Annotated in this window: 25 protein-coding genes; 15 read left to right on the plus strand and 10 right to left on the minus strand. The window is 71.5% G+C overall.

Annotation, left to right across the window (positions count from 1 at the left end; all coding sequences use genetic code 11):
* Positions 1 to 19: 19 nt before the first annotated feature.
* The 4 genes from ETAA1_RS09920 to ETAA1_RS09935 are packed head-to-tail and all read left to right on the plus strand — an operon-like array spanning position 20 to position 1,767.
* On the plus strand, positions 20 to 631 hold the full coding sequence (locus ETAA1_RS09920; RefSeq protein ID WP_202920802.1) for an RsmD family RNA methyltransferase: 612 nt from the start codon (positions 20 to 22) through the stop codon (positions 629 to 631).
* On the plus strand, positions 628 to 885 hold the full coding sequence (locus ETAA1_RS09925; RefSeq protein WP_145237047.1) for a hypothetical protein: 258 nt from the start codon (positions 628 to 630) through the stop codon (positions 883 to 885). The genes ETAA1_RS09920 and ETAA1_RS09925 overlap by 4 nt, the downstream gene beginning before the upstream one ends.
* A 4-nt stretch (positions 886 to 889) precedes the next feature.
* On the plus strand, positions 890 to 1,294 hold the full coding sequence (locus tag ETAA1_RS09930) for an HNH endonuclease (protein WP_145237050.1): 405 nt from the start codon (positions 890 to 892) through the stop codon (positions 1,292 to 1,294).
* The gene (locus tag ETAA1_RS09935) at positions 1,291 to 1,767 is read left to right on the plus strand and encodes an L-2-amino-thiazoline-4-carboxylic acid hydrolase (protein ID WP_202920803.1); all 477 of its coding nucleotides are present in this window, start codon (positions 1,291 to 1,293) and stop codon (positions 1,765 to 1,767) included. Before ETAA1_RS09930 ends, ETAA1_RS09935 begins: the two co-directional genes overlap by 4 nt.
* A gap of 147 nt (positions 1,768 to 1,914) precedes the next feature.
* On the opposite strand, the gene ETAA1_RS09940 is transcribed toward ETAA1_RS09935, so the two are convergent.
* Positions 1,915 to 3,222, minus strand: coding sequence for a CehA/McbA family metallohydrolase domain-containing protein (locus ETAA1_RS09940; protein ID WP_145237052.1), 1,308 nt, complete (start codon positions 3,220 to 3,222; stop codon positions 1,915 to 1,917).
* Between the two features lie 89 nt (positions 3,223 to 3,311).
* Between ETAA1_RS09940 and ETAA1_RS09945 the strand changes: the two genes are divergently transcribed.
* A complete protein-coding gene (locus ETAA1_RS09945; RefSeq protein ID WP_145237056.1) occupies positions 3,312 to 3,995 on the plus strand; it encodes an SGNH/GDSL hydrolase family protein in 684 nt (227 codons plus the stop codon).
* Here ETAA1_RS09945 and ETAA1_RS09950 read toward each other — a convergent pair.
* The gene (locus ETAA1_RS09950) at positions 3,973 to 4,551 is read right to left on the minus strand and encodes a DUF1990 family protein (protein WP_145237059.1); all 579 of its coding nucleotides are present in this window, start codon (positions 4,549 to 4,551) and stop codon (positions 3,973 to 3,975) included. The genes ETAA1_RS09945 and ETAA1_RS09950 overlap by 23 nt on opposite strands.
* Positions 4,552 to 4,645: 94 nt before the next feature.
* Between ETAA1_RS09950 and ETAA1_RS09955 the strand changes: the two genes are divergently transcribed.
* The 3 genes from ETAA1_RS09955 to ETAA1_RS09965 are packed head-to-tail and all read left to right on the plus strand — an operon-like array spanning position 4,646 to position 7,263.
* On the plus strand, positions 4,646 to 5,506 hold the full coding sequence (locus ETAA1_RS09955; protein ID WP_145237062.1) for a metallophosphoesterase: 861 nt from the start codon (positions 4,646 to 4,648) through the stop codon (positions 5,504 to 5,506).
* The gene (locus ETAA1_RS09960) at positions 5,503 to 5,991 is read left to right on the plus strand and encodes a GNAT family N-acetyltransferase (protein WP_145237065.1); all 489 of its coding nucleotides are present in this window, start codon (positions 5,503 to 5,505) and stop codon (positions 5,989 to 5,991) included. Before ETAA1_RS09955 ends, ETAA1_RS09960 begins: the two co-directional genes overlap by 4 nt.
* Positions 5,992 to 6,009: 18 nt before the next feature.
* Positions 6,010 to 7,263, plus strand: a complete 1,254-nt coding sequence (locus ETAA1_RS09965; RefSeq protein ID WP_145237067.1) for an outer membrane protein assembly factor BamB family protein — start codon at positions 6,010 to 6,012, stop codon at positions 7,261 to 7,263.
* Positions 7,264 to 7,268: 5 nt separating this feature from the next.
* Here the strand turns inward: ETAA1_RS09965 and ETAA1_RS09970 are convergent, their stop codons facing one another.
* From ETAA1_RS09970 to ETAA1_RS09985, 4 genes are read right to left on the minus strand one after another with little or no spacing between them, the layout of a single operon-like run.
* Positions 7,269 to 7,610, minus strand: coding sequence for an STAS domain-containing protein (locus ETAA1_RS09970; RefSeq protein ID WP_145237070.1), 342 nt, complete (start codon positions 7,608 to 7,610; stop codon positions 7,269 to 7,271).
* A 16-nt stretch (positions 7,611 to 7,626) separates the two neighbouring features.
* The gene (locus ETAA1_RS09975; protein ID WP_202920804.1) at positions 7,627 to 8,022 is read right to left on the minus strand and encodes a DoxX family protein; all 396 of its coding nucleotides are present in this window, start codon (positions 8,020 to 8,022) and stop codon (positions 7,627 to 7,629) included.
* 17 nt (positions 8,023 to 8,039) lie between these two features.
* The gene (locus tag ETAA1_RS09980) at positions 8,040 to 8,672 is read right to left on the minus strand and encodes a hypothetical protein (RefSeq protein ID WP_145237076.1); all 633 of its coding nucleotides are present in this window, start codon (positions 8,670 to 8,672) and stop codon (positions 8,040 to 8,042) included.
* A 49-nt stretch (positions 8,673 to 8,721) separates the two neighbouring features.
* Positions 8,722 to 10,611 (minus strand): ArnT family glycosyltransferase, encoded by a 1,890-nt coding sequence (locus tag ETAA1_RS09985; RefSeq protein ID WP_145237079.1) that lies wholly within the window; start codon positions 10,609 to 10,611, stop codon positions 8,722 to 8,724.
* Between the two features lie 132 nt (positions 10,612 to 10,743).
* Here ETAA1_RS09985 and ETAA1_RS09990 point away from each other — a divergent pair, with 132 nt between their 5' ends.
* Both ETAA1_RS09990 and ETAA1_RS09995 read left to right on the plus strand, forming a co-directional pair.
* Positions 10,744 to 14,598 carry a hypothetical protein gene (locus ETAA1_RS09990; protein ID WP_145237082.1) on the plus strand — a complete coding sequence of 1,285 codons (3,855 nt, stop codon included), beginning with the start codon at positions 10,744 to 10,746 and terminating at the stop codon, positions 14,596 to 14,598.
* 19 nt (positions 14,599 to 14,617) lie between these two features.
* On the plus strand, positions 14,618 to 15,433 hold the full coding sequence (locus ETAA1_RS09995; RefSeq protein ID WP_145237085.1) for a hypothetical protein: 816 nt from the start codon (positions 14,618 to 14,620) through the stop codon (positions 15,431 to 15,433).
* Here the strand turns inward: ETAA1_RS09995 and ETAA1_RS10000 are convergent.
* Complete coding sequence (locus ETAA1_RS10000) at positions 15,423 to 16,136, minus strand: Crp/Fnr family transcriptional regulator (protein WP_145237088.1); 714 nt, start codon at positions 16,134 to 16,136, stop codon at positions 15,423 to 15,425. The genes ETAA1_RS09995 and ETAA1_RS10000 overlap by 11 nt on opposite strands.
* 243 nt (positions 16,137 to 16,379) lie before the next feature.
* Here ETAA1_RS10000 and ETAA1_RS10005 point away from each other — a divergent pair, with 243 nt between their 5' ends.
* The 3 genes from ETAA1_RS10005 (at position 16,380) to ETAA1_RS10015 (ending at position 19,573) form a co-directional block, all read left to right on the plus strand.
* Positions 16,380 to 16,739, plus strand: coding sequence for a response regulator (locus tag ETAA1_RS10005; protein ID WP_145237091.1), 360 nt, complete (start codon positions 16,380 to 16,382; stop codon positions 16,737 to 16,739).
* A gap of 108 nt (positions 16,740 to 16,847) precedes the next feature.
* Positions 16,848 to 17,612: a hypothetical protein gene (locus ETAA1_RS10010; protein ID WP_145237094.1), complete on the plus strand. Its 765-nt coding sequence runs from the start codon at positions 16,848 to 16,850 to the stop codon at positions 17,610 to 17,612.
* 101 nt (positions 17,613 to 17,713) lie between these two features.
* On the plus strand, positions 17,714 to 19,573 hold the full coding sequence (locus ETAA1_RS10015) for a PD40 domain-containing protein (protein ID WP_145237097.1): 1,860 nt from the start codon (positions 17,714 to 17,716) through the stop codon (positions 19,571 to 19,573).
* Here ETAA1_RS10015 and ETAA1_RS10020 read toward each other — a convergent pair.
* Positions 19,570 to 19,980, minus strand: a complete 411-nt coding sequence (locus ETAA1_RS10020) for an EVE domain-containing protein (RefSeq protein WP_145237100.1) — start codon at positions 19,978 to 19,980, stop codon at positions 19,570 to 19,572. The two genes, ETAA1_RS10015 and ETAA1_RS10020, sit on opposite strands and share 4 nt — an antisense overlap.
* Positions 19,981 to 20,151: 171 nt before the next feature.
* Between ETAA1_RS10020 and dcd the strand changes: the two genes are divergently transcribed.
* The gene (dcd, locus tag ETAA1_RS10025; protein ID WP_145237103.1) at positions 20,152 to 20,712 is read left to right on the plus strand and encodes a dCTP deaminase; all 561 of its coding nucleotides are present in this window, start codon (positions 20,152 to 20,154) and stop codon (positions 20,710 to 20,712) included.
* 38 nt (positions 20,713 to 20,750) lie between these two features.
* Here dcd and ETAA1_RS10030 read toward each other — a convergent pair whose 3' ends face one another.
* Together ETAA1_RS10030 and ETAA1_RS10035 are read right to left on the minus strand one after the other, a co-directional pair.
* Positions 20,751 to 21,176, minus strand: a complete 426-nt coding sequence (locus tag ETAA1_RS10030) for a GNAT family N-acetyltransferase (RefSeq protein ID WP_202920805.1) — start codon at positions 21,174 to 21,176, stop codon at positions 20,751 to 20,753.
* Positions 21,173 to 21,805 carry an FMN-binding negative transcriptional regulator gene (locus ETAA1_RS10035; RefSeq protein ID WP_145237106.1) on the minus strand — a complete coding sequence of 211 codons (633 nt, stop codon included), beginning with the start codon at positions 21,803 to 21,805 and terminating at the stop codon, positions 21,173 to 21,175. The genes ETAA1_RS10030 and ETAA1_RS10035 overlap by 4 nt, the downstream gene beginning before the upstream one ends.
* Before the next feature lie 75 nt (positions 21,806 to 21,880).
* Between ETAA1_RS10035 and ETAA1_RS10040 the strand changes: the two genes are divergently transcribed.
* Entirely contained in the window at positions 21,881 to 22,702 is an 822-nt protein-coding gene (locus ETAA1_RS10040) for a glycerophosphodiester phosphodiesterase (RefSeq protein WP_202920806.1), read from the plus strand.
* Positions 22,703 to 22,706 lie beyond the last annotated feature (4 nt).

The raw sequence follows: 22,706 nt of genomic DNA on the forward strand, positions 1-22,706 counted from the left end.
GGCGTGTAGAATGGACCCGATGAACGAAAAGACCATGGTCCGCATCGTGGCCGGATCGCTGCGCGGGCGGCGCGTGTACACCGTCGTCCATGAGGGGATGCGGCCGACGCCGCAGCTGGTGCGCGAGGCGCTGTTCAGCATCCTCGGCAACGCCGTGCCCGGCCGCCTTTTCTACGACATTTTCGCCGGTACTGGCGTGGTCGGGCTGGAGGCCGTGAGCCGCGGCGCCAGCGGCACGCGCTCGGTCGAGAAGGACGGTAAACTCGGGGCCGCGATCCAGAAGTACGCGACCGAGTTCGGCGTCGCCGACAAGCTCCAGGTGCTCAAGGCCGACGTGTACCGCTGGGGCGAGCGGTGGATTCCACCCGGGAACGCTCCGGTGAACCTGTTCCTGAGCCCGCCGTTCCCCGACCTGAGCGAGCGCGGCGACGAGTTCCTCACGCTCGTGGATCAGCTCCTGGAGAAGGCGCCGGACGAGTCGGTGCTGGTAATTCAGGCGGAGGACGGCTTCCCACTGGACCGGCTCCCGGACCTGCCGGCGTGGGACGTGCGGAAGTACGGTCGCAACCTGCTCCTGTTCCGCGTCAAGGGCGAGCCGGTGCCGGCGGCCACAACCGAGGAGACACCGTGAGCGCGACCGCGACCCCGTCGGTCCTTGACCGGATGCTTGATCCGGTCCGCGACTGTCTGACGCCCGAAGTGGCTCGGCGGATTCTGGCACTCCGCGCCGACCCCGTGACCCAGGCGAAGCTCGACGAGTACGCGGAGAAGAACGCCGGGGGTACGATCACACCCGCCGAGCTCGACGAGTACGACGCGATGGTTCAGGCAGGGAATATGATCGCCGTCCTCCAGGCGAAAGCCCGCGCGGTCGTCGGGAGGTGACCGGATGGACCGTGCGACCCTGCGACGGGTTCGTGAGCGGGCCGCCGGCGTGTGCGAGTACTGCCGTGCGCGGCAGGACGATGAACCGTACTACGTCTACCAGATCGAACATGTGATTCCGAAGCAGCACGGCGGGTCGGACCACGTGTCCAACCTTGCGCTGGCTTGCCCTCACTGCAATCGTTACAAGGGTCCGAACCTTGCCGGCCTGGACTCCTTCGACGACGCACTCGCGCCACTATTCAACCCGCGAACACAGAGTTGGGATGACCACTTCGCACGCCGCGGCCCGCTCATCATGGGGCAGACAGCGGTCGGCCGGGCGACCGTTCGCGTTCTCAACATGAACGACCGCTGGCGCGTTCAGGCCAGAGCCGCGCTCGACGCCGTCGACGGGGACGACGCATGATGCACCCACTACCGCTTCTCCGCCGGCGCGAGATCGAGGCGGGCGTGATCGCCCCGCTGGTCGCGGTGTTCGCCGCCGAGGTCGGGGCCGACCGCGCCCGCGAAATCGCCGCCGGCGTCATCAAAGAGCTGGCCCGTCAGGGCGGCTGTGCCGCGGCCGCGGTCCTTGGCGGCAACGGCCTCCGCGAACTGAAACGCGCCGTCGAGCGGTGGACCGACGACGACGCGCTCGAACTCGTCGTGCGGCGCGACGACGCGGAGGCGTTCGAGTTCGACGTGGTGCGCTGCCGGTACGCCGAGATGTACCGCCGGCTCGGGCTCGCCGACCTGGGGCCGGTGCTGTCGTGCAACCGCGACGCGGCGATGATCGAGGGCTTCAACCCCGCCATCGCCTTCACCCGCACGCAGACGCTGATGGAAGGCGCGACGCACTGCGACTTCCGTTATCGATCGGGAAGTCAGACGCAGGATTAACCACAGAGTCACAGAGAGCACAGAGGAAAGACAAAAAGCAGAGTGGTGACAAAGTCTGGTTTCAGACTCTGCTCCGTCTCGGTCTTCTCGTCTTCCCTCTGTGCTCTCTGTGACTCTGTGGTTAATCCTGCTTTCGTTCTCCCGCCACTACGGCGTGACGGGCTGCGTCCAGGCGGCTTCCGTGTCGCCCTTCGCGTACGGGTTTGGGTGCGGCTTCGTGCTCGTCACTTTGGCCCGCACGTACAGCTCGTTCCCGGTCAGCCGGTAGCTCGGCCGCGCAGCCGTCGAGGTCGCCACCACCTTCCCCACGTCGGCGCCGTACACCCGCGTCACCGGCAGCTCCTGGCCGTCCTTGTCGAGCCGGGCCGTCGAGTCGAGGTTGGCCCCCTTCAGCGTCGCCACGAACTCCGTCTTGTAACTCACGCCCGGCTCGGTGCGGATGCTCAGCGTGTAGTCGCCGCCGTCGCGCCGCACGTCGTCCAGCAGCACGCCGGTCGTGGAGTAGAAGTCGCCGGCGTCGATCGCCTTCACGACGGTGTCCGGGGTCAGGTGAGCGGCCTTCACCATGACCCAGCCGCGGCCGGGGTTCGTCTTGCCCAGGCCCCACTCGTGGTAGGCGTGGGAGTCGTCGGTCGCCAGGCCGTACACCACGCCGAGGCCGTGCTTGCCGAGCCGCAGCGCGAGGGCGATGTCCCACACGCGCTCGGTCGAGGCGTGCGTCTCGTCGCCGTAATTCTTCACGCCCGGGTGGCCGTTGAACACCTCGAAGTACTTGAGCCCGTCCACCAGCAGCATCTCCTCGGCGCGGACGCCCCAGCCGAAGTTCGGGTGGTTCAGGAAGGCGATCATGAACCGGCCCGTCTTCGTCCGCTGGTCGGCGACCTGGCGGAGGTTCACGCTGATAGTCTCGGTCGCGTCCTTCCCGTCGATCGGCTTCACCACGTCGCGGAGGTTGATGCCGTTCATGTGGATCGGCCGCTTGGCGTAGCTGTGGGTGATCTCCTCGGCCGGCACCAGGAGGAATTTGCCCGGCTCCTCCAGCAGCCCGCGGTACTCGGCGAGGGGCTTCAGCCGCACCTGCGGCTTGCCGTCCTTCTCGCGCCGCTCCAGCCAGCGCTCGCCGAAACGGGCGGCGTACTTCTGCACGGCCTGGACGCGCTTCGGGGTGCCGTCGGCGGGCGCCCACTTCTCGCCCTCGGCGAGGACGTTGTGGTCGGTGAGCGCCAGGAAGTGGTAGCCGTGGGTGCGGTACCAGTCGGCGATCATCTCGGGGAAGTCGTCGCCGTCGGACCACAGCGAGTGCGTGTGGAGGTTCCCCTTCCAGTACTGCGGCGCGGCGACCGCGACCGGCAGCGGCGAGGGCGGGGCGGGGGCGTCGGGCGCCGGGTTCTGGAACGCAACCGCGGCGGCCAGTAGCGCGAGCGTGGCGCCGACGGCGAGGAGGGCACGGGGCATGACATGGGTCCGGCGAGGGCGGGTCGGGAATAGCATACCACCCCGCGGGGCCGTGTGTGCCACCGCCCCCCATCCCGGTGAGCCGCCACATGCTTCGCCGCAGCGCGACCGCGATTCTTCTCCTGATTTTCACCATCCTGCCGGCCGCGGCCGACGACTCGCCGCGCGTCGTGCGCGAGAACATCGAGTGGCTCGACGTGTGGATTCCCGGCAACAACACGACCGGCCAGCCGCGGGTGCTCCTGGTCGGCGACTCGATCACGCGCGGGTACTACAAGGCCGTCGAGGACGCGCTGAAGGGGAAGGCGATCATATGCCGGCTGGCGACGAGCAAGAGCCTGGGCGACCCCGGCCTGCTCGACGAGGTGCGGCTGGTGCTCGGGCAGGCGAAGTTCGACGTGGTCCACTTCAACAACGGGATGCACGGCTGGGGCTACACCGAGGCCGAGTACGCGAAGGCGCTCCCGGAGTTGGTCGCCGTGCTGCGGAAGGGTGCTCCGCAGGCCAAGCTGGTGTGGGGCCACACGACGCCGGTTCGCGTGTCGGGCAAGCTCGACCAGGTGGACGCGAAGACCGACCGCGTGAAGGCGCGGAACGCGGCCGCGGCGGCGGTGATGGCGAAGGAGGGGGTCCCGGTGAACGACCTGTTCGCGCCGCTGGCTGAGCACCCCGAACTGTTCTCGAACGACGGCGTTCACCTTACCGCGAAGGGCTCAGCGGCACTCGGCGAACAGGTGGCCGGGCACGTGCTCAAGGTGTTGGTGGCGAAATGACGGCCCGCCGCATCGCGGCCGCGGAGTCGTGGGCGAAGCGGCGCTGGGCGCGGCGGGTGAGCGGGTAACCGAGCCGGGTCAGCGGGTGCCGCGGCCGCGAAAACGCGACGATGTCGTACCACACGGTGTCGGTCGCGCGGTCCCACTCCACGAGGAACCGCTCCTCGCCGGATTCCGCGTGGTCGGGCAGGGTGCCGTAGGCGAAGCCGAACCTCGTCGGCTCGTCCACGGCGTAGGCGATCCGCGCGGCGTTCACCCACCAAACGCCGACGAGCCGGGCCACGACCGCAACCACCTCGCCGGGCCGCAGCGGCAGGTCGGCCGGGTGCGCGCTCGCCCAGCCGAGGTTGAACTGCTCCCAGCGCACCAGTGCGGCACGGGCGGTACGGAACACCGCTTCCCCCTCGCCGAGCCGGACCCGGGTGCGGTCCACGGTGTACCCCGGCGGCGGCGTGGCGGCGGTCGAGCCGACCGAGAGGTAGGTGAAAGACAACTTGGCCTGTGCCGCGCGGAAGGCGTCGAGCGCGGCAGGTGTCGGCCGGCGGAACAGGATCATTGTGGCGCATCCGGGTTATGTGCGTGTTCAACCGCGGCGCGGAAGGTGTCGCAACGGTTCGCCCGCTACAACAATAATTCCGCTCAGAGGCACCATGACCCGCCGCCTCCCCCGGCTGACCCGCCGCCGCTTCTGGGGCGCCGCCGCGCTCACCGGGCTCGGGCTCGGGCTGTACACCTGGCGCGTCGAACCCCACTGGCTCGAATTCGTCCGCCGCGACCTCCCGATCCGCGACCTGCCCGACGCCCTGGTCGGCCGCACCCTCGCGCAGGTCAGCGACATCCACGTCGGGCCGCGCGTCGATCCCGACTACCTCGCTGCGTCGTTCCGCGCGCTGTCGGCGCTGAACCCTGACGTGGTCACGCTCACCGGCGACTTCGTGAGCGCCACCGGCACCGAGCGCGTGGACGAGGCGGCGCAGCTGCTGGAGAACCTGTCGCGGCCGTCGCTTGGCACCTTCGCCGTGCTCGGCAACCACGACTACGGCGCCGGCTGGAACAACCCCCGCGTCGCCGACCAGCTCACGAAGCGCCTCGCCGACGTCGGCGTCCGCGTGCTGCGGAACCAGAGCGCGGACGTGTCCGGCCTGCGCCTCACCGGGCTCGAAGACGTGTGGGGGCCGAACTTCGACCTGCGGACGGTGCAGGCCGCGCTCGCGGCCGAACCGCCGGGGCTGGTGCTGTGTCACAACCCCGACGCCGCCGACGTGAACGTGTGGGGCCGCTACCGGGGCTGGATTCTCTCCGGCCACACGCACGGCGGGCAGTGCAAGCCGCCGTTCCTGCCGCCGCCGCTGCTGCCGGTGGCGAACAAGCGGTACACCGCCGGCGAGTTCGACCTCGGCGACGGCCGCCGCCTGTACATCAACCGCGGCCTCGGCCACCTGACGCGGGTGCGGTTCAACGTCCGCCCCGAGATTACACTGTTCCGCCTCGTCCGCGAGGAACCGACGTGACCCTGCGGGACGCCACCGCCGCCGATTCGGACGCCATCTGGGCCATCTTCCGCGCCGTCGTCGCCGCCGGCGACGCCTTCCCGTTCCCCGACGACTATTCCCGCGAGCAGGCGCTCGCCTACTGGTTCGCGCCGGGCACGCACGTTCGCGTCGCGGAGGCCGACGGCCGCGTCGTCGGGTCGTACACGGTGCGGCCGAACCAGCCGGGCCGCGCCGCGCACCTCGCCAACGGCGCGTACCTCGTCGATCCCGCTGCCCGGGGCATGGGGATCGGCCGAGCGCTCGGCGAAGACTCGGTAAAGGAATGTCGCCGCCTCGGCTATCGTGGTATGCAGTTCAACCTCGTCGTCGCCACGAACGAGGCCGCCGTCCGCGTCTGGACCGCCTGCGGGTTCCGTATCATCGGCACCGTTCCCGGTGCGTTCCGCCACGCCACCCTCGGCTTAGTCGACGCCCACGTCATGTATCGATCGCTGCTCGACTGACCCCTCCCGGAGACCGCCATGCCCCGAGTCGTCGCCGTCGTCCTACTCACCGCATCGGTTGCCGCCGCGGCCGACTGGCCCGCGTGGCGCGGCCCCACCGGCCAGGGGCTCGCCGACGAGCCGGCCGTGCCGCTGAAGTGGGGTCCGAAAGAGAGCATCAAGTGGAAGGTGCCGCTGGCCCACCCCGGCAACTCGACCCCGGTCGTGTGGAAGGATTCGATCTACCTCACGCTGGCGACGAAGGGCGGCGCCACCCGAAGCCTCCTGTGCCTGTCCCGCGCCGACGGCTCGACACGCTGGCAGAAGGACGTGCAGTACGAGGAGCAGGAGCGGAACTGGAACGAGACGTGGTACGCGAACGCCTCCCCGGTCGTGGACGCCGAGCGCGTCGTCGTCAGCTTCGGCTCGGCGGGGATGTTCTGCTTCAACCACGCCGGCGCGGAGCAGTGGCGGCGCACGGACCTGGGCCGCTGGGAGCACGCATTCGGCAACAGTTCGTCGCCGGTGTTGCACGGCGGCCGCGTCATCCTGTGGTGCGGCCCGAACGAGAAGGAAGGCCGCAACTACCTCCTCGCCGTTGACGCACGCACCGGCAAGACCGCCTGGGAGCACGACGAGCCGACCGGCTCGTGGGCCACGCCGGTGCTCGCCAAGGTGAACGGGCAGGACCAACTGATCCTCGGCCTGTCGAAGGATGTGAAGACGCAGCCCGAGGAGAAGCACGGCCACCTGAAGGGCTACGACCCGGCCACCGGTTCTGAGCTGTGGTCGGCGCGCGGCCTGAACAGCTACGTCTACACGTCGGCACTCGTGGCCGACGGCGTGGTCGTTGGCATGTCCGGCTACGGCGGCTCGGCGATGGCCGTGAAGCTGGGCGGCCGCGGCGACGTCACCGCGGACCGGCTGTGGATTCACCCGAAGAACACGCAGCGCGTCGGCTCGGGGGTGGTCGTCGGCGGGCACATCTACCAGGTGGACGAGGACGGCCGACCGCACCGCTACGACCTGCGGACCGGGGCCGACGCCTGGGCCGAGGAGGCGAAGCTGAAGGGCGGCGTGACGTGGGGCTCGATGGTCCACGCCGGCGGCCGGCTGTACGTGATGATGCGCGACGGCAGCACGCACGTGCTGGCGCCGGCGGCGAAGTTCGAGCTACTGGCGACGAACCTACTCGGGCCGGGTGAGCAGACGAACGCCTCCCCGGTGGTGGCCGGTGGCGAGTTGTTCCTGCGGACGTTCCGCCACCTGTGGTGCGTCGCGGTGAAGAAGTGAGGGCGTCAGAAGTCGCGGACCGCGTCGTCGAGTGTCTCGAACGTGGGGATGAGGCGGTCCAACTTCGTCAGCCGGAGTTCCTCCCGCGCCGGTCCCTCGGGGCAACACAGCCGGAATTGGGTGCCGCGGGCGGCCTGCACCCGCCGGTGGAGCAGGATCAGTTTCCCGAGAACCCACGATGGTAAGGCCACCTTCGGGGGTAACTCCAGGACCACGCGCCCGCGCTCAAGTGCGATCACCTTCGCGAGCCCGTCGTCGGCCAGCTCCGTGCTGCCGTCGCGCTCCGTGAGGGACACCACGGCCACGCCGTGGTGATAGCGCAGCCACCATGCCAGGTCGTCGGTCATGTGACCCCGGGGCCGCTCAGCGGCCGAGGAAGATGGTGCCGAACAACCGCGGCTCGCGGAGGGCGAGGCCGAGCCACGCCAGCACGCCGAGGCCGACCGCGAAGCCGACCGGGAAGCCCACGTCGCCGGCGTTCACGTGCGTCGCCGCCGCCCCGCCGAGGTAGCCGGTCAGGAGGATCGCCCCGAGAACCGCCGTCCGCGGCAGCGCGTACAAAGTTGTGCTCGCCAGCAGCACCAACCCGATGCCGCGGATCGCGTCCGTCGGAATGCCGAGTCTGGCGCTCGCCTCCAGTACCGGACCGGCCCCGACGACCTTCATGCCGGCGTCGACCAGTAGAAACGCCACGACCAGCCCGCTGATGACGCGTCCGGCCCACTGCACGACCGGCGCCTGGTTCGAGCCCACGTCCATCTCATCTCTCCGTAGAGTCATCGCACCACGGTCGGCGGCGGGCGGAACAGCCACTTCAGCAGCAGGTGCGTCGGCAAGTAAACGAGCAGCGGCAGGCCCGCCATGAGCAGCGCCAGCCAGGCCAGGGGCGGCATCAACGTCTGGGCCTGGTTGTCGTCCATGCCGTACACGTAGTTCACGTTCACCGGCACGTCCGGGTTGGCCGGGTCGGGCGGCGGGGCCGGCAGCAGGAAGTAGCACACCGGCATCAGCACCCACGCCAGCGTCGCCCACGCCCAGAACGCCCGGCGGTCGTAGCCGAGGCGGTAGATGAACCAGAGGAGCACCAGCGGCAGCCAGAAGTGGAAGAAGGAGAGGCCGCGGGTGAACAGCGAGAGGCTGTCGCGGAACATGTACGCCGTCATGCCCGTGAGCGGGAAGCCGGCGAGGGTGGCGAGGAAGTCCGCGATCCACACGGACTGCGGGACGAGAATGCCGACGGCCGGTGCGGACGCGAGTAGGGAGCGGTTCGTCCACGCGGCGGCGAGGCCCATCAGGAGGGCGATGTCGCAGTAGTACAGGAAGTTCGTCGGGCCGTAGGCGTGCCAGTAGTACGGCACCAGCACGGCGACGAACGCAGTGTACGCCAGCTTCGCCGGGAGCGGGATCATCGAGGGGGCTCCGCGACCGTGTCGCCGTCCAGTCTACGCACTCACCGCGTCACGGCTCGTTGGTCACGACCAGCACGTCGCAGTTGCGGTAGAAGTCGAACCGGCGGGCAACGACCCGATGCGGCGCGGTCGTCAGCGGCCGCACCCACTGTGTCCAGGTCGGCTCGGGGATGAGCAGGTAGCCGGGCGTCGGCACGGCGAGAAAGTCGGCGGCGGCGTGCGGGCCGGGCAGCTTCGACACCTCACGCTTGGCGTAAAAGACCACGCTCGGCTGGAACCAGTCGTACCCGCCGACGCGGAGGTCGCGGGTCGGGTCGTCGAGGCGGGCGTCGGCGACGAGGCCGCGCGGCGCCTTGTACGGATCCATGCCGGCGGGGACCACCGCCGCCACACCCGCCACGAATGCGACGGACGAAGCCGCCATCGCAACCAGGAACCCGTGCCGGTCGCCGAGCCGCAGGCGCCACGCCATCGCGGCGGCGCCGACCAGCGGAATCAGTCCGAGGACCGCCCACCGCTCCAGTCCGGGGAACGTCCGCAGCTTCGGGACTGGGATCGTCCCGGCGACGACGAGCAGCCCCGCGGCGAACAGGACGCCGACAAGCGCGACGCCGACGACGGCGGCGAAGACGAGCCAGCGCGGCACGGCGAGGCCGTCGCGCCAGCGGACGAGGAAGCGGGCGGTGAGGATCGCCAGGGCCGGGTACAGCGGCAGGACGTAGTTCGGCAGCTTCGTCGAGACGAGCGAGAAGACGGTGAGGTACGAGAGGAACCAGCAGAGCAGGTAACGATTAGCGCGGTCGCCCGGCGGTTGGCTGCCGTCGTGCGTGGTTACCCCCCTCACCCCGCGTGCTTCGCCGCGACCCTCTCCCCCGAGGGGAGAGGGTGGCGAGACACCATCCGTTTCGGGTCGTGGTGTGCGGTGCAATGCCCGCCCGTGATGAGGGTCGGGAGCGCCCACCCTCTCCCCTCGGGGGAGAGGGTCGCGGCGAAGCACGCGGGGTGAGGGGGTTAACCACGCGCGACGAAGTCCTGGAACTGCGTTCCACACGCGAACCACGAACGCCGGCACCCGCGCTTCGGCCGCCGCGTACCACAGCGTCGCACACAGGACGACGCTCCACGGCGCGAACAACACCAGCAGCGCCGCCGCGTGGTAGAAGATCGGCCCGCTGTGGTTCTCCATCGGCGTCAGCGCCCGGTTCACGTTCTCGTTCAGGAAGAACGCCTTCGGCCACGCCCCGCGCGTCTCCGCCGCCACCAGCCCGTACCACGGCCCCGCCACCAGCAGGAACGTCAGCAGCGCCCACCCGAGCCGCCGGTCCAGCAACCGCCGTAACTCGCCGTTCCACGCGAAGTACAGGAGGAACACCAGCCCCGGCACCGCCACGCCGACCGGGCCTTTCGACAAGGCCGCCAGCCCGCACGCGGCGGCCGTCGGCACCCACCAGCCGCGGCCGCCGGCCTCGTGGCCGACCCAGAACATCAGGTACGTCAGCACCGTGAACAGCAGCAGCGTGGCGTCCGGCGTGGCGGCGTGGGCCAGCACGCAAAACTCGATCGCCGACGCGAGCACGATTCCGGCCAGCAGGCCGGTGCCGCGGCCGAACATGCGCCGGGCCAGTTCGTAGGTGAGGAGGATCGTGAGCCAGCCGCACAGCACCGACGGCAGCCGCGCCGAGAACTCGCTGACACCGCACGCCGCGTAGCTGAGGCGCAGCAGCCAGTACTGCATCACCGGCTTCTGCGTCCGCAGCTCGAAGTTGAACGTCGGCACGACCCACGAGTCGGCCTCACGCATCTCGCGGCCGGCCTCGGCGTTCACGCCCTCGTCCACGTCCCACAGGCTCGACACGCCGAGGTTCGGCAGCGTCAGCACCGCGGCGGCGCACAGCAGTACGGCGTAGTCGGCGGCCCGGGTTCGGAACCAGCCCGGCATGTCGGCCTCCGGAGCGGTCGGCGGATCGGCCGCGCAGGTTACCCCAACCCCGCCGCCGGGCGGAAGCCGAGTTCGGCTTGCGTCGGGCGGGCGGAATCGGGTCCAATCCGACCTCCCCGCACGGAAGCGGCCATGATGGCGCCTCTGCCGAGCCCCACCCCGCCGCCCGACCGGCCCGAACTGCCGCGGGCCCGGGTCGAGGTGCGCGCCGGCGGCGGCAGGCCCGTCAGCTACGAGATCGCCACCGACGAGTTCCTGGTCGGCCCCGCCGCCGGCTGCGACCTGCGGCTCCCGCTCCCCGGCACCGCCCCCGTCGCGGTGCAGTTCCTCCGCCGGGCCGACGGCCTGAAGGTCCGCCGCCTCGCCCCGTCGCTCGTCGTGCAGCTGAACAACGTTTCGCTTCCCGCGAACACACCGACGCCGGTCGGCCACCGCGACCGCGTCACCATCGGCGACGTGGAACTGACGCTGAGCGTGGACGCCCCCGCGTACCTGTCGCCGAAGCTCGTGCTGCTCCCCGCCGAGGAGCCCTCCGCGCCGCCGCAGTGGCCGCCCGGCGCGGACGCGCTCGCGCAGCGAGCAGAGGAAATGGAACGCCGCGAGGCCGAGGTCGTCCGCCGGCAGCGTGAGCTGGACCGGCAGACGGAGGAACTCGAAGCCGACCGGGCGCTGTGGTACGCCCGCCGGCAGGAGATGGAGGAAGAGGCGTCGATCTTCCGCAAGGCCACGGCCGCGCTGCCGGCGCGGGAGCACGAGGCGGAGCGCGTCCGCAGCGAGCTGACCGCGCTGCGGCAGCAGTTCGCCACCGAGTGCGAGGACCGCCGCGACCGGCTCGCCGCCGAGCGGCAGGAGTTCGAGCGCGAGAAATCGGCCTTCGCCGCCGAGTTGGACCGCCGCCGGGCCGGGGTCGAAGCCGAGGTGCTGGACCGCTACCGGGCGAAGATGGAGGAACTGGACCGGTCGCAGGCGACCGTCCGCGACGCGGCCGCGCACCTCGCCGAACGCCGCGATCAGACCGAGGCCGAGTGCGCCGACCGGCTGCGGGCCGTCGAGGAGGAGGTGGCCCGTCGACGGGCGGCGCTCGACGCCGAACTGGAGCGGCACGCCCCGGTGCTGGCCGAGCGGGCCGAGCTGGAGCGGCAGCGGGCCGCGTTCGCCGCGGATCAGGAGCTTCTGGTCCGCGCCCGCGCGACGTTCGAGGCCGAGCGCGCCGCGGAGCTCGACCGCCTCGCCACCCGCGAGAGCCGGCTGGCGGACCGCGAGGCCGATCTGACACGCCGTGAGACGACGCTTCAGGCGGACCGCGCGGCGTTCGACCAGGACCGCACGCTTCTGAACGACGACTTGCTGCGCCTCGACCGCCGCCGGGCCGAACTCGACGACCGCGAACAGGCGCTGGCGTCCCGCGGGCGCGACGCCGAGGTGCGGCTCGACCAGCTGAAGCGCGACGCGGCCGAGTGGGAGGAGACCGTCCGCCTCGCCGCGGCGGAGCAGGACCGGCAGCGCGAGGAGGCCGACCGGCTCGACCGCGCCCGCGCCGAACTGGACTCGCAAACGGCCCGCCTGAGCGAGCGGGCGGCGCAGCTCGAGGCGCAGCAGGGGGTGTTGGCGGTCGTCCGCGCCCGGCTCGACCGAACGCGCGAGGACGTGGAACGCGAGGCCGGGTTGCTCGCCGCGGCGAGGGTGCGCGAGGACTCGGCGCACGGCGAGCTACGCGACCGCATCCGCGAGGCCGAACAACTTCGTGCCGAACTGTCCACGGTGCAGGAGAGCGCGGCCCTGGAGCGCGAGCGACTCGACGAACGCGACGCGCTCCTGAGTGCGGGGCTGGACGAGCTCCGCAGGCTGAAGGAGGCCGTGGCCGCAGACGAGGCGCGGGTACGGGAGCGCGAGGCGGCGCAGGACGCGCGCTCGGCCGAGTTCGCGGAGCAGGCCGGGGCTCTAAAGGGGCGGATGGCCCAGGCACTTGACCTACAGGCGCGGCTCGAAGCGGACCGCGTGGCGCTGCGGGAACGCGAGGCGGCACTGGCCCGTGCCGAAGACGCGCGGGCCGCGCTGCAGGAGCAGCTGCGGAAGCGCGCGGAAGACCTGGCGGCCCGCTCGCAGGCCCTGGACGAAGCCGTCCGCCGGCTCGCCGCCGACCAGGGGGCCATCGACCAGGCGCGGGCCGCGGTCGCCGCGGAGCAAGTCGCCGCAGGCGAAACCATAACGCTCAACCGCGCCGACCTGGACGCCCGCGCCGCGGAGCTGGAGCGGCAGGGTGCCCAACTCGCCGGGCGCGAGGCGGCGCTGGGCCGGCAGGTGGAGAAGCTGAAGGACGTGGGCCGGGCCGTCGCCGCGGAGCGGAAGGCGCTCGCCGACGCCCGCGCCACCTGGGACGCCGACCGCCGCGCCGCGGTCGCTTCGGCGGACGCCGTCCGCGCCGAGTACGCGGCGTTGAAGGCCGACGCGCCGGCGCTCGAGGAGCAGGCCGCCGCCGCCGCCGCGAAGATGACGACGGCCCGCGACGCGCTCCGCGGCCACCTCGCCGAGCTGAACGACTTCGCCCGCCAGAGCCGCGACGACCTGGAGGCCGTGCGGGTGCAGGTGCGGGCCGACGCCGAACGGCTCCGCGACCAGGAAGCGACGCTCGACCGCGCCCGTGCCGAGCACCGCCTCGCGGTCACCGGGTTCCGGCAACAGCTGGTCGATTGGCAGGCCCGCGTCGCGGAGATGCGGCGCCTCTTGCAGCAGGGGGAGACGCGGCTGGACGCCCGGCAGGCGGCGGTCGATCAGGCGGCCCGCGACGCCGAGGCCGCGACCGTGCAGCTGGCGGAGGAGGCCGAGCGGCTGCGGCGCGAGCGCGACGAAGTCGTGCAGCGCCGCACCGAGGTCGAGCGGCACCTCGCCGACATGCGCGAGTGGTACCGCCGCAAGTTGCGCGAGGTGACCGGCGCGGAACCGGCCCGCGGCGACGAGCCGCCGGCTCTCAAACTTCACACCGCCCCCGACGACCTCGAACCCGGCGACCGGCAACTCGGCGAGCTGTTGAAGTCGCACGGGCTCGTGGACGCCGACACGCTCGCCGCCCTGTGGGCCGAAGCTTCCCGCCAGCGGCGAACGCTGCGGCAGGTACTCCTCGCCGGCGGCGCCGTTACTCTCTACCAGCTGGCGCTGATCGAAGCCGGCAACCTCGACGGGCTCGTGCTCGGCCGCTTCCGCGTCATCGACCGGCTGCGGGCGGCCGCGCGCGAGACGCTGTACCGCGTCTCGGACCCGACCCGCGGCGGGGGCGTGTTCCTCCTTCGCCAGCTCGCCGAGGCTGAGGTGCACGACGCGGTGCGGCCCGACGAGTTCCGCCAGCGCTTCGCCGCCGCCCGCGACGCGGCCCACCCGAACCTCGCCGCCGTTCTCGAAGTGCTCGACCTGAACGGCCGACCGGCCGCCGTGCAGGAGTGGCTGACCGGGCTGTTTAGCGCCGACTGGCCCGCGCAGGCCGCGCACCCCGGCTGCTGGGTCCGCCTCGCCACGATGGCCGCCGAGGGTATCGAGGCCGCACACCGCGCGGGGCTTGCGCACGGCCGGCTCACGTCCGATTCGGTGGTGCTCACGGCGACCGGAGTCGTGAAGGTGACGGGGTTCGGGGAGCCGCCGTGGCTGACCACCGGCCCGGTGCCGCCGGAGCCGACGCCGGACGCCGACCTGCGGGCGTTCGGGCAGGTGCTGTTCGGGTGGGCGCAGCTCGCGGCCAAGAAGAAGGGCGTGCGGCCGAAGCCGTTCCCGGCCGAGCTGATGGCTGTGATTCGCCGGCTGGAGGCCGACCCGGAGCCGCCGATGGCCGACACCGTCGCCGCCGACCGACCGTACGGCAGTGCCGCCGAGCTGGTCGCCGACTTGAAGCGCGTGGCCCGCGACACCGGGTTCAGCGACGACGCCTGGGACAAGCTGCTTAAACACGTCGTCGAGAACGCCCCCGACGCGCCGGCGGCCCTGCGGCAGTCGGCGTGAGCGGCGGTACAATCCCGCCATGAACGACGCCGAACTCGCCGCCGCCCGCGGCCGCATCACCCGCGGCCGAATCATCTTTCTGTTCTGCCTGTTGATGGCCCCGGCGTCGTTCGTGCTTTCATGCTGCTGCACCCTTTTCTTCCCACCGGAGGTGGACCTGGCGTTCGGCCTGATGCCAGCGCTGGTGCTGCCGGTCGTGTTCCTCATCGCGGCGTTCTTCGCACGGCGGCCGGTGAAGGCGGCCGCGGCCGAGGTCGAACTTATCCGCTGGGCCGACGAGAACGGCTTCCGCTACCGCCGCCGCGCGGAGAAGACGGCCGCCGACGCGGTGTACACGATGGGCGGCGAGAACGAGCGGAAGTATCACATGACCGGCGAGGTGGGAGGGGGCCGCGTCGAGGTGCTCAACCGGTGGAGTCGGTCGGGCTTCTCCGAGGTCGTGGAGGTGGAGGCGGAGCAGACGGAGGCGGCGCTCGTGGGCGTGCTGCCGCGGGAGCTCGACTTCGTGCTCCTGCCGAAGGGCGAGATGGGCGAGGTGCTCGACCTCACGCGCGGCGAGCGGCTGCGGTTCCGCGACGACCCCGAGTTCGACCGGGCGTTCATCGTTTACTCGGAGAACCCGGACTCGATCGAGGGTGGGTTACCGGAGCGGTTCGTGGTGCGGTGCCTGAAGCGGCCGGAGTACACGGTGGCGGCCCGGCTCGGCACGCTGCTAGTGTTCCGGCTGAACTACGTGTGTACGCCCGACGGCTACGACTCGCTCCTCGACCACACACTGGCGCTCGCCGCCGCCCTCGGCGGAGCGGGCGGGACCCCGCGTCACGTCACGACGTGAGGAAGTCGTAGGCCTTGCGGAGCACCCGGTAGCACTCGCAGCTGGCCGCCTCCAGCGCCTTGCGGTCGCGCACCCGCACCTTGCCGCGCTGGTACGCGATCGTCCCCGCGGCCTGCAACTCGCCGGCCACCACCGTCACCTTCTGCCGGCTGGCACCGATCATCCCGCTCAGCACCTCCTGCGTCACCACGAACTCGTCCGAGCCGGTGCGGTCGTGGACGCTCAGCAGCCACCGGGCCGTCCGCTCGCGGACGTTGTGCCGGAGGTTGCACGCGATCGTCTGGTTCGCGGTCTGCCAGCTGACGGCGAGGAAGCGGCGGACCAGGGCGTCGAGCACGGTGCCGTCGGCCCGCAGCACCCGGAGGAACGTCTCGGCGGGCACGCGGAGGCACGACCCGGCGGACTGGGCGACGGCCCGGACGGGGTTCTCGGCCATGCCGAGTACGACCGGGATGCCGAGCATCCCCTCGCTGTCCACCACCCCCACCTCGACGGGGTTTTCGGCCTTCATCGGCAGCAACAGCGAGTACACGCCCGAGGTGGGAAAGTACACCGGCTGGTCCTCCCACCGGAGGCCGTCCACCTCCTCGCGCGGGGCAAAGGTAACAGATGTGGCGGCGTCCAGCAGCGGCGCCTGCTCGGCGGCGGGGAGGCGGTCGAGGAGGTGGTTGCCGGTATGCCGGCGCGCGGCGGGTCGGGGCATGCGTGAATCCAACCCCCGTTGTCGGGCGCGGCCGCGGGGCGGGCGGTGGTGTCGAGAAAGGCGGTGTTCTCCAACTTTTACCCGGCGCGGCACCGCGGGCAACGTGGGTTCCCCGGCCGACGGACGATTTTTCGCCTTTTCCGACCAGGAGTGTCACGCAGTTGACAGACAAACCCGGCTGCCGAAGCCTACCATGCAGGAGTTCCGATTCGAATCGTGTGCGAGTGACAACGGGGTGTCCCGGTGGGCCGGAGCGTCCTGATCGCCGACGGGTTCGCCGACGCGGCCGACAGCCTCGCCGAACTCCTACGCCTGTTCGGCCACTTCCCGTACGTCGCGCGGAGCGGCCCGGAAGCGGTAGAACTGGCCGCCGCGCACCGGCCGGACGCGGCGTTCGTGTCGCTCCACCTCGCGGGGCTGGACGGGTACGGGGTGGCGCGGGCGATGGCGGCGGCGGGGTGCCGGCCGCGGCTACTGGTGGCACTGACCGGCCGCGGCGCTGAAGCGGACCGGGCGGCGGCGGCCGCGGCCGGCTTCGACCGGCACGTCCTGAAGCCGGCCGAACCGATGGAACTGGTCCGGCTCCTGGACGGCCTCGCTTGACACTCGACCGGACGGCCCTTCAACTTCACCTTTTCTCACCCCCCGGGTCGTGCTATGGTCCGCCCGTTCGCGGGCAAAACGGGTGGCGGCCGGCACGGAGGGCGGCGGATGCGCCGGGTACCGGGTTGGGTCTGGACGGTCGGGGCCGTGGTCGCAATGACCACGCCCAAAACAGCACACGCGGCGGGCGTGTGGGTCACCCTGGCGGCCGGGCTCTCGGGGGCTGCCCCGACGTCCGAGGCCGACCTGTGGTTCGACTCCCCGCACGCCCCGCCGTACGTGGCGGTGACCAGCGTGCCCGGTACGCTGGAGGCCGGCACCACCGGCGGCACGGTCAGCTTCGGCGGCCTCGGCACACCACTGCTCCTGAACCTGGCTGACGGGTCGGCCTACCTCGCCGGTGGAGCCGGTTCCGTGCCCGAGGGTGGCAAGAACCGCGGACCCAAGGGCGGGAACGCCGGTAGCCCCGCCGGTGCCACCCCGTTGGTAAACGCCACCGTCCCCGACACCGCCGCGCTGCTCGGCCTGAAACTCGCCGACCCCGATTCCAGCGGCTCCCGCGACCTGACCGCGACCGTTACCGACGCCGGCGGAAACGTGATCGGCACTGGCACCGTGAGCGTTCCCGACGGTGGGTACTACGTGATCGGCCTCGGCCCGGACGCGGGTACCACCCCGCCGCCGGTCATCGACCCCCCGCCCACTCCGACACCCGATCCGACTCCCACCCCGACGCCCGAGCCGCCGGTCGTGGACCCGGTGCCAGAGAGCCCGGGCCCGGTGGCCACGCCGGAGCCCTCGTCGCTGGTACTGGCCGCCGTCGGCGGCATCGCCGCGACGACGCTCCGCCGCTACCGCACGCGGAAGGCGTGAGCAAAACTCACCCCGCGTGCGGGCTGTCCCTGAACGTGCCCGAGACGCTCAGGAACAGCCCGCACGCCCGTTTCCCCCTCACCCCGTGAAGGAGTCACATCATGGGGACTACCGTCCTGCTGGCCGCGCTGCTCGCCCCCGCCGCTGAACCGCCCGGGCCGGAACTGGTGCTGCACCCGTCGGCCCGTGCCGGGCGGCCGGACCTGTTCCTCACCGACCCGGTCAAGGGCGACACCAAGAACCTCACCAACACGCCCGACGCCGACGAAATCGGCCCCGCGTTCGGCCCGGACGGCCGCCGCGTCGTTTACCTGTGCAAGACGAAGGACCACGACTTCGAGGTCTACGCGTGCGGCAGCGACGGCGGGAACCGCAAGCAACTCACGAAGCCCGGCGCGGAGCCGTCGGCCTGCTACTACCCGAGTTGGTCGCCGGACGGGAAGCGCGTCGCGTACACCCGGCTGCACCCCGGTGGCGATAAGTGCGAACTCCGCGTCGTCACCGCCGACGGTGAGACGGACGACGTCATCCGGGACGACGCCGTCGGCGCCGCGTGGGGGCCGGACGGGCGGATAGCCTTCGTCCGCCGCACGGCCGGCAAGAAGCAGGCGCTCTGCGTCTGCGACGCGGACGGCGAGAACCTGTCGGTGCTGATCGCGGACATCGGCAAGGTCGATCTTCCGGCACCGGCGTGGAGCCCGGACGGCGGCGTGATCGCCTGCCCGGTCGAGACGCCGTACGGCTGGCAGCTCGCGCTCGCCCCGGCGACCGGCGGCCCCGTCCGGCAACTCACGACGCTGCCCGGCATGAACACGAATCCGGTGTGGGTCGCACCGGATCGCGTCATGTTCGGCCACGCGACGGGCCCGGCCGGCGGCGCGTACGGCGTGGTGAAGGCCGACGGCACCCGGCTCGACCTGCACCCGATGACGAAGGTGGAGCCGTCCAGCCCGCTCGGCCGGCCGGCCGTGTTCGTGCCGCGGCCCGAGCGGCCGGCCACGAACCCGATCCGCCCGGTGACGCACCTCGAGCCGGCGCCGGTGAGGGCGCCGTTGCAGCCGGTGTTCTTCGTGCCGGGCACGGTGCCGGGGTCCGCGGCGAGCGTGGCGTGGTCGGCCGACGGCACGCAGGTAGCCGTCGGCCTCCAGGCCGGCCCGGTCGCGGTCGGCAGCTTCGACGGCAAGCGCTTCACCCCGACGGCACCGCTGCTCGGCCACGGCGGTTCAGTGACCGGGCTACTGTTCACGCCGGACGGCACGGGCGTGATCTCGGCCGGCGGCGACAAGACCGTCCGCACCTGGGACATCGCCAAGAAGGGGACCACGGCCATCGAGTCGGACGTGACCGCGGAATGCGAGTCGGTAGCGGCGTCGGCCGACGGCAAGTGGCTCGTGACCGGCCACCGCGACGGCACGCTGAAGGTCCGCGAGTTGGGCGGCGAGGCGCGAACGATCCGGGTGTGCGAGCCGAAGCGCGGCGCCGTTCTGGGAACGGCGGTTACCGCCGACGGGAAGCAGGCCTTCGCCGGCTGCGGCCGGTGGGAGCTGCCGATGCTACACGGCTGCGTCGCGGCCTTCGACCCGACGACGGGCAAGGAAGTGTGGCGGTCGAAGGGCTGCGGCGGGGTGATGGCCCTGGCCGTGTCGCCGGACGGCAAGAAGCTCGCGGGTGCGTGCCTGGACACGTTCGTGCGCGTCTGGGACGCAACGACCGGCGCCGAACTGGCCGCGTGGAAGGGGCACACCGACCGCTGCACCGGCGTCACCTGGGCGCGCGGCGAGTTGGTGGTGTCGTGCGGCCTCGACCACACCGTGCGGGTGTGGGACGCCGCGACCGGCGCGAACGTGCAGACGGTGGCGGCGCACGTCGGCCCGGCGCTGCGGGTTGCGGCGAGCCCCGACGGGCGGCACGTCGCCAGCACCGGCGCCCAGGGGGCGGTGTTCTTCTGGCGGCTCGATTAGCCCTCGCCGCCGAGTTCCTCGACCCGCGCCCACTGCTCGGCCGTCACCGGCATCACCGACAGTCGCGGCAGCCGCACCAGGTCCCACCCGGCGAACGCCGGGTCGGCCTTGATCGTCGCCAGCGCCACCGGTGTCGCGAGCTTCCGGACCGGCTTCACGGTCACGTACACCTTCTTTCCCGCCTCGTCGGCCGGGTCGATCGTCGGCCCGACGGTCACCTCCATGACGCCGACCACGCTCTTCTCGTCGCCGGTGTGGTACAGGAAGACGCGGTCGCCCTTCGCCACCGCGCGCAGGTGCTTCTGCGCCGCAGCGTTGCTCACGCCGTCCCAGTTCGTTTTCTTGTCGCGGGCCAGGTCGGCGTAACTGTAGCAATCGGGTTCGACCTTGAACAACCAGAACGCCATGCGTCGGCCCTCCGGGGTGGCGCTGCCCGTTGTACCGGATGTGCCGGTTGCGCGGCAACCGCCATCGCGTTCGGCGCGGCGGGCGGCTCAGCTCACGGAGTGGTGTTGGAGGCCGCGCGACGGGTGCCGATGATGGTGGGGATACCCCGGACCCTGCGGAAGGCGACTGCGATGGGCGTGCTCCCGGACTGGATGATCGAGCGGGACGTGAAGATCGTGCCGTTCGCGGCCCAGCAGAGCCGCCCCGGGGTAATCTCCTACGGGGTGACGAGCTACGGCTACGACGTGCGCGTGGACCGCAAGTACAAGGTGTTCACGAACGTGTGGGGCCGTACGGTCGACCCGAAGCAGTTCGACCCGAAGTCGTTCGTGGACGTGGACGCCGACCACTGCATCATCCCGCCGAACAGCTTCGCCCTGGCCGAGACGGTGGAGTACCTGGAAATCCCGCGGGACATCCTGTGCGTCTGCGTGGGTAAGAGTACGTACGCCCGGTGCGGCATCATCGTGAACGTGACGCCGCTGGAGCCCGAGTGGCGCGGCCGGGTTACGATCGAGATCAGCAACACGACGCCGCTGCCGGCGAAGATCTACTCCGGCGAGGGGATCGCGCAGATCATCTTCCTGAAGGCGGCGGAGGTGTGCCGCACCAGCTACGCCGACAAGAAGGGGAAGTACCAGGACCAGACCGGGCTGACGCTGCCGTTCGTCCCCGGGTCGGAACAAGGCTGAACCCACCCTCACGGCTCGAACGACACCTGCGACAACCGTTACCGAAGGTCGGGAGCGGTTTCCCCACGTATGACCCAGCACGAGTCGTGCGGCGCCATCCCGATGTGCGGGTAGTAGTCCCGCGCCTTCGGCGCCGCCAGCAGAATGAGCATCGTCCGCCGGCCGGCGGCGGCGTGTGTCCGACGAATCAGCTCGCGGCCGATGCCTCGCCGCTGGAAGGCTTCGTCCACGGCTAGGTCCGACAGGTAACAGCAATAGCTGAAGTCGGACACCGCCCGCGCCACCCCGACGAGCCGCCCGCCGACGCGGGCGGTCACCACGATGTCGGCGTAGGCCAGCATTGCGGCGATGCGGTCGGGCTCGTCCACCGGCCGCCGTTCGGCCAGTGTCGAGCGGACCAGCACGTCGATGAACTCGGCCGCCGTCAGGGCGGGTTCGATGGCGTAGTCCACGTCGGTCGTCACGGTTGGTCCTCCGCCGAGAGCATCTGCCGCATCGCCGCCGCGACCGCCAAACCGTTCTCGCCGCCGGCCGCCTCCAGGGCGCGGATCACTTTCGCACGCCGCTCGGCCGGGTGGTTCTGGTTTAACTTCCACTTCCCTTCGAGCCGCCCGATCCGCAGCCGGAAGCCCACGATGCCGGCGAGCAACCGATCCACATAAGCCGAGTCGGCGTCGAACTGCCACGGCCGCGGCATGCCCGACTCGTAGACGGCAACGGACCGGCGGACGATGTCGCGCAGTTCGTCGCGGGCGTCGATCAGTTCGGTCCGGCCGGTGGCGTGGACGGCGAGGTAGTTCCACGTCGGCACCGCGGGCTCGGCCTCGTACCACGTCGGCGAGACGTAGGCGTGCGGGCCGCTGAAGACGGCCAGTGCCGCGGCGCCGCCGAGATCCTGCCAGTGGGGGTTGCCGCGGGCGACGTGGCCGACGAGGGTGCCGCACGGGCCGGCGGCACGGTCGAGGAGGAATGGCAGGTGAGTGGCGAAGGGCACCCCGCCGAGCTGCGACACGAGGAGGCCGAAGCTGTGGGAGTTGATGAAGTCGTGGAGCTTGTCCTGGTCGGTTTCGGCGAAGTGCGGCGGGACGTACATGCGGGTCCGGGGCTGACGGCGCGGGGCACGCTTCCCAGGATAGTACCACCGGCTCAAAGGTTCGGAGGCGTCGCCGTGGTCCGCGTCATTCCCGCCGTACTGCTGGTGCTGCCGGCCCTCGCCGCCGGGCCGGCGCCGACTCCCGCCGTGGCCCGTGCCGCGGCCGGCGTGCGCGAGGTGATCGGCCACCAGGGGTCGTGCGCCGACCGGCCCGGTAACACGCTCGCCGGCCTTCGCCGGGCGATCGAGGCGGGGGCGCACGCCTCTGAGGTGGACGTGCGGACCACCCGCGACGGCGTACTCGTCTGCCTTCACGACGCCGAAGTGGATAAGACGACGGACGGCACCGGGAAAGTGGCCGCGCTGACCCCTGCCGACGTGCGTCGGCTCGACGCCGGAACGCGGTTCGACGCCAAATTCCGTGGCGAACGGGTGCCGACGCTCCGCGAGGTGCTGGCGGCGGCGTTCGGCAAAGTCGGCGTGATGCTGGACCTGAAGGAGGACGGCGACGCGTACCTGGCGCAGATCGCCGCGGAGGTCCGGAAGCACGGCGAGCCGAAGCGGGCGGTCGTGGGCGTGCGGTCGGTCGCACACGCGACGACGATGCGGAAGCTGCTCCCCGAGGCGCGGCAGATCGGCCTCGTGCCGACGCTCGACGACGTCCGCCCGTTCGCGGCCGCGGGGGTAACGGTGATCCGCCTGTGGCCGCGGTGGCTGTCGGACGCGGGGGCCGTGGCGCGAGTGCGGGAGGCGAAGTGCGAGCTGCACCTGGGCACTGGCGGCGGCACGCCGGCGGAGGTGGTGCCGCTGCTGGCCCACGCGCCGGAGTCGCTGGCCAGCGACGACCCGACGCGGCTGGTGCGAACACTGCGGGAGCTGCGCGGCCGTCGGCCGTGACTGC

The sequence above is a fragment of the Urbifossiella limnaea genome (assembly GCF_007747215.1).
Lineage (GTDB): Bacteria > Planctomycetota > Planctomycetia > Gemmatales > Gemmataceae > Urbifossiella > Urbifossiella limnaea.

Bases quoted from the DNA above. Each gene is read 5' to 3' on its own strand.
- ETAA1_RS09920 (WP_202920802.1), top strand. From the start codon at position 20: ATGAACGAAAAGACCATGGTCCGCATCGTGGCCGGATCGCTGCGCGGG.
- ETAA1_RS09930 (WP_145237050.1), top strand. From the start codon at position 890: ATGGACCGTGCGACCCTGCGACGGGTTCGTGAGCGGGCCGCCGGCGTG.
- ETAA1_RS09935 (WP_202920803.1), top strand. From the start codon at position 1,291: ATGATGCACCCACTACCGCTTCTCCGCCGGCGCGAGATCGAGGCGGGC.
- ETAA1_RS09940 (WP_145237052.1), bottom strand. From the start codon at position 3,222: ATGCCCCGTGCCCTCCTCGCCGTCGGCGCCACGCTCGCGCTACTGGCC.
- ETAA1_RS09945 (WP_145237056.1), top strand. From the start codon at position 3,312: ATGCTTCGCCGCAGCGCGACCGCGATTCTTCTCCTGATTTTCACCATC.
- ETAA1_RS09950 (WP_145237059.1), bottom strand. From the start codon at position 4,551: ATGATCCTGTTCCGCCGGCCGACACCTGCCGCGCTCGACGCCTTCCGC.
- ETAA1_RS09955 (WP_145237062.1), top strand. From the start codon at position 4,646: ATGACCCGCCGCCTCCCCCGGCTGACCCGCCGCCGCTTCTGGGGCGCC.
- ETAA1_RS09965 (WP_145237067.1), top strand. From the start codon at position 6,010: ATGCCCCGAGTCGTCGCCGTCGTCCTACTCACCGCATCGGTTGCCGCC.
- ETAA1_RS09970 (WP_145237070.1), bottom strand. From the start codon at position 7,610: ATGACCGACGACCTGGCATGGTGGCTGCGCTATCACCACGGCGTGGCC.
- ETAA1_RS09975 (WP_202920804.1), bottom strand. From the start codon at position 8,022: ATGGACGTGGGCTCGAACCAGGCGCCGGTCGTGCAGTGGGCCGGACGC.
- ETAA1_RS09980 (WP_145237076.1), bottom strand. From the start codon at position 8,672: ATGATCCCGCTCCCGGCGAAGCTGGCGTACACTGCGTTCGTCGCCGTG.
- ETAA1_RS09985 (WP_145237079.1), bottom strand. From the start codon at position 10,611: ATGCCGGGCTGGTTCCGAACCCGGGCCGCCGACTACGCCGTACTGCTG.
- ETAA1_RS09990 (WP_145237082.1), top strand. From the start codon at position 10,744: ATGATGGCGCCTCTGCCGAGCCCCACCCCGCCGCCCGACCGGCCCGAA.
- ETAA1_RS09995 (WP_145237085.1), top strand. From the start codon at position 14,618: ATGAACGACGCCGAACTCGCCGCCGCCCGCGGCCGCATCACCCGCGGC.
- ETAA1_RS10000 (WP_145237088.1), bottom strand. From the start codon at position 16,136: ATGCCCCGACCCGCCGCGCGCCGGCATACCGGCAACCACCTCCTCGAC.
- ETAA1_RS10010 (WP_145237094.1), top strand. From the start codon at position 16,848: ATGCGCCGGGTACCGGGTTGGGTCTGGACGGTCGGGGCCGTGGTCGCA.
- ETAA1_RS10015 (WP_145237097.1), top strand. From the start codon at position 17,714: ATGGGGACTACCGTCCTGCTGGCCGCGCTGCTCGCCCCCGCCGCTGAA.
- ETAA1_RS10020 (WP_145237100.1), bottom strand. From the start codon at position 19,980: ATGGCGTTCTGGTTGTTCAAGGTCGAACCCGATTGCTACAGTTACGCC.
- dcd (WP_145237103.1), top strand. From the start codon at position 20,152: ATGGGCGTGCTCCCGGACTGGATGATCGAGCGGGACGTGAAGATCGTG.
- ETAA1_RS10035 (WP_145237106.1), bottom strand. From the start codon at position 21,805: ATGTACGTCCCGCCGCACTTCGCCGAAACCGACCAGGACAAGCTCCAC.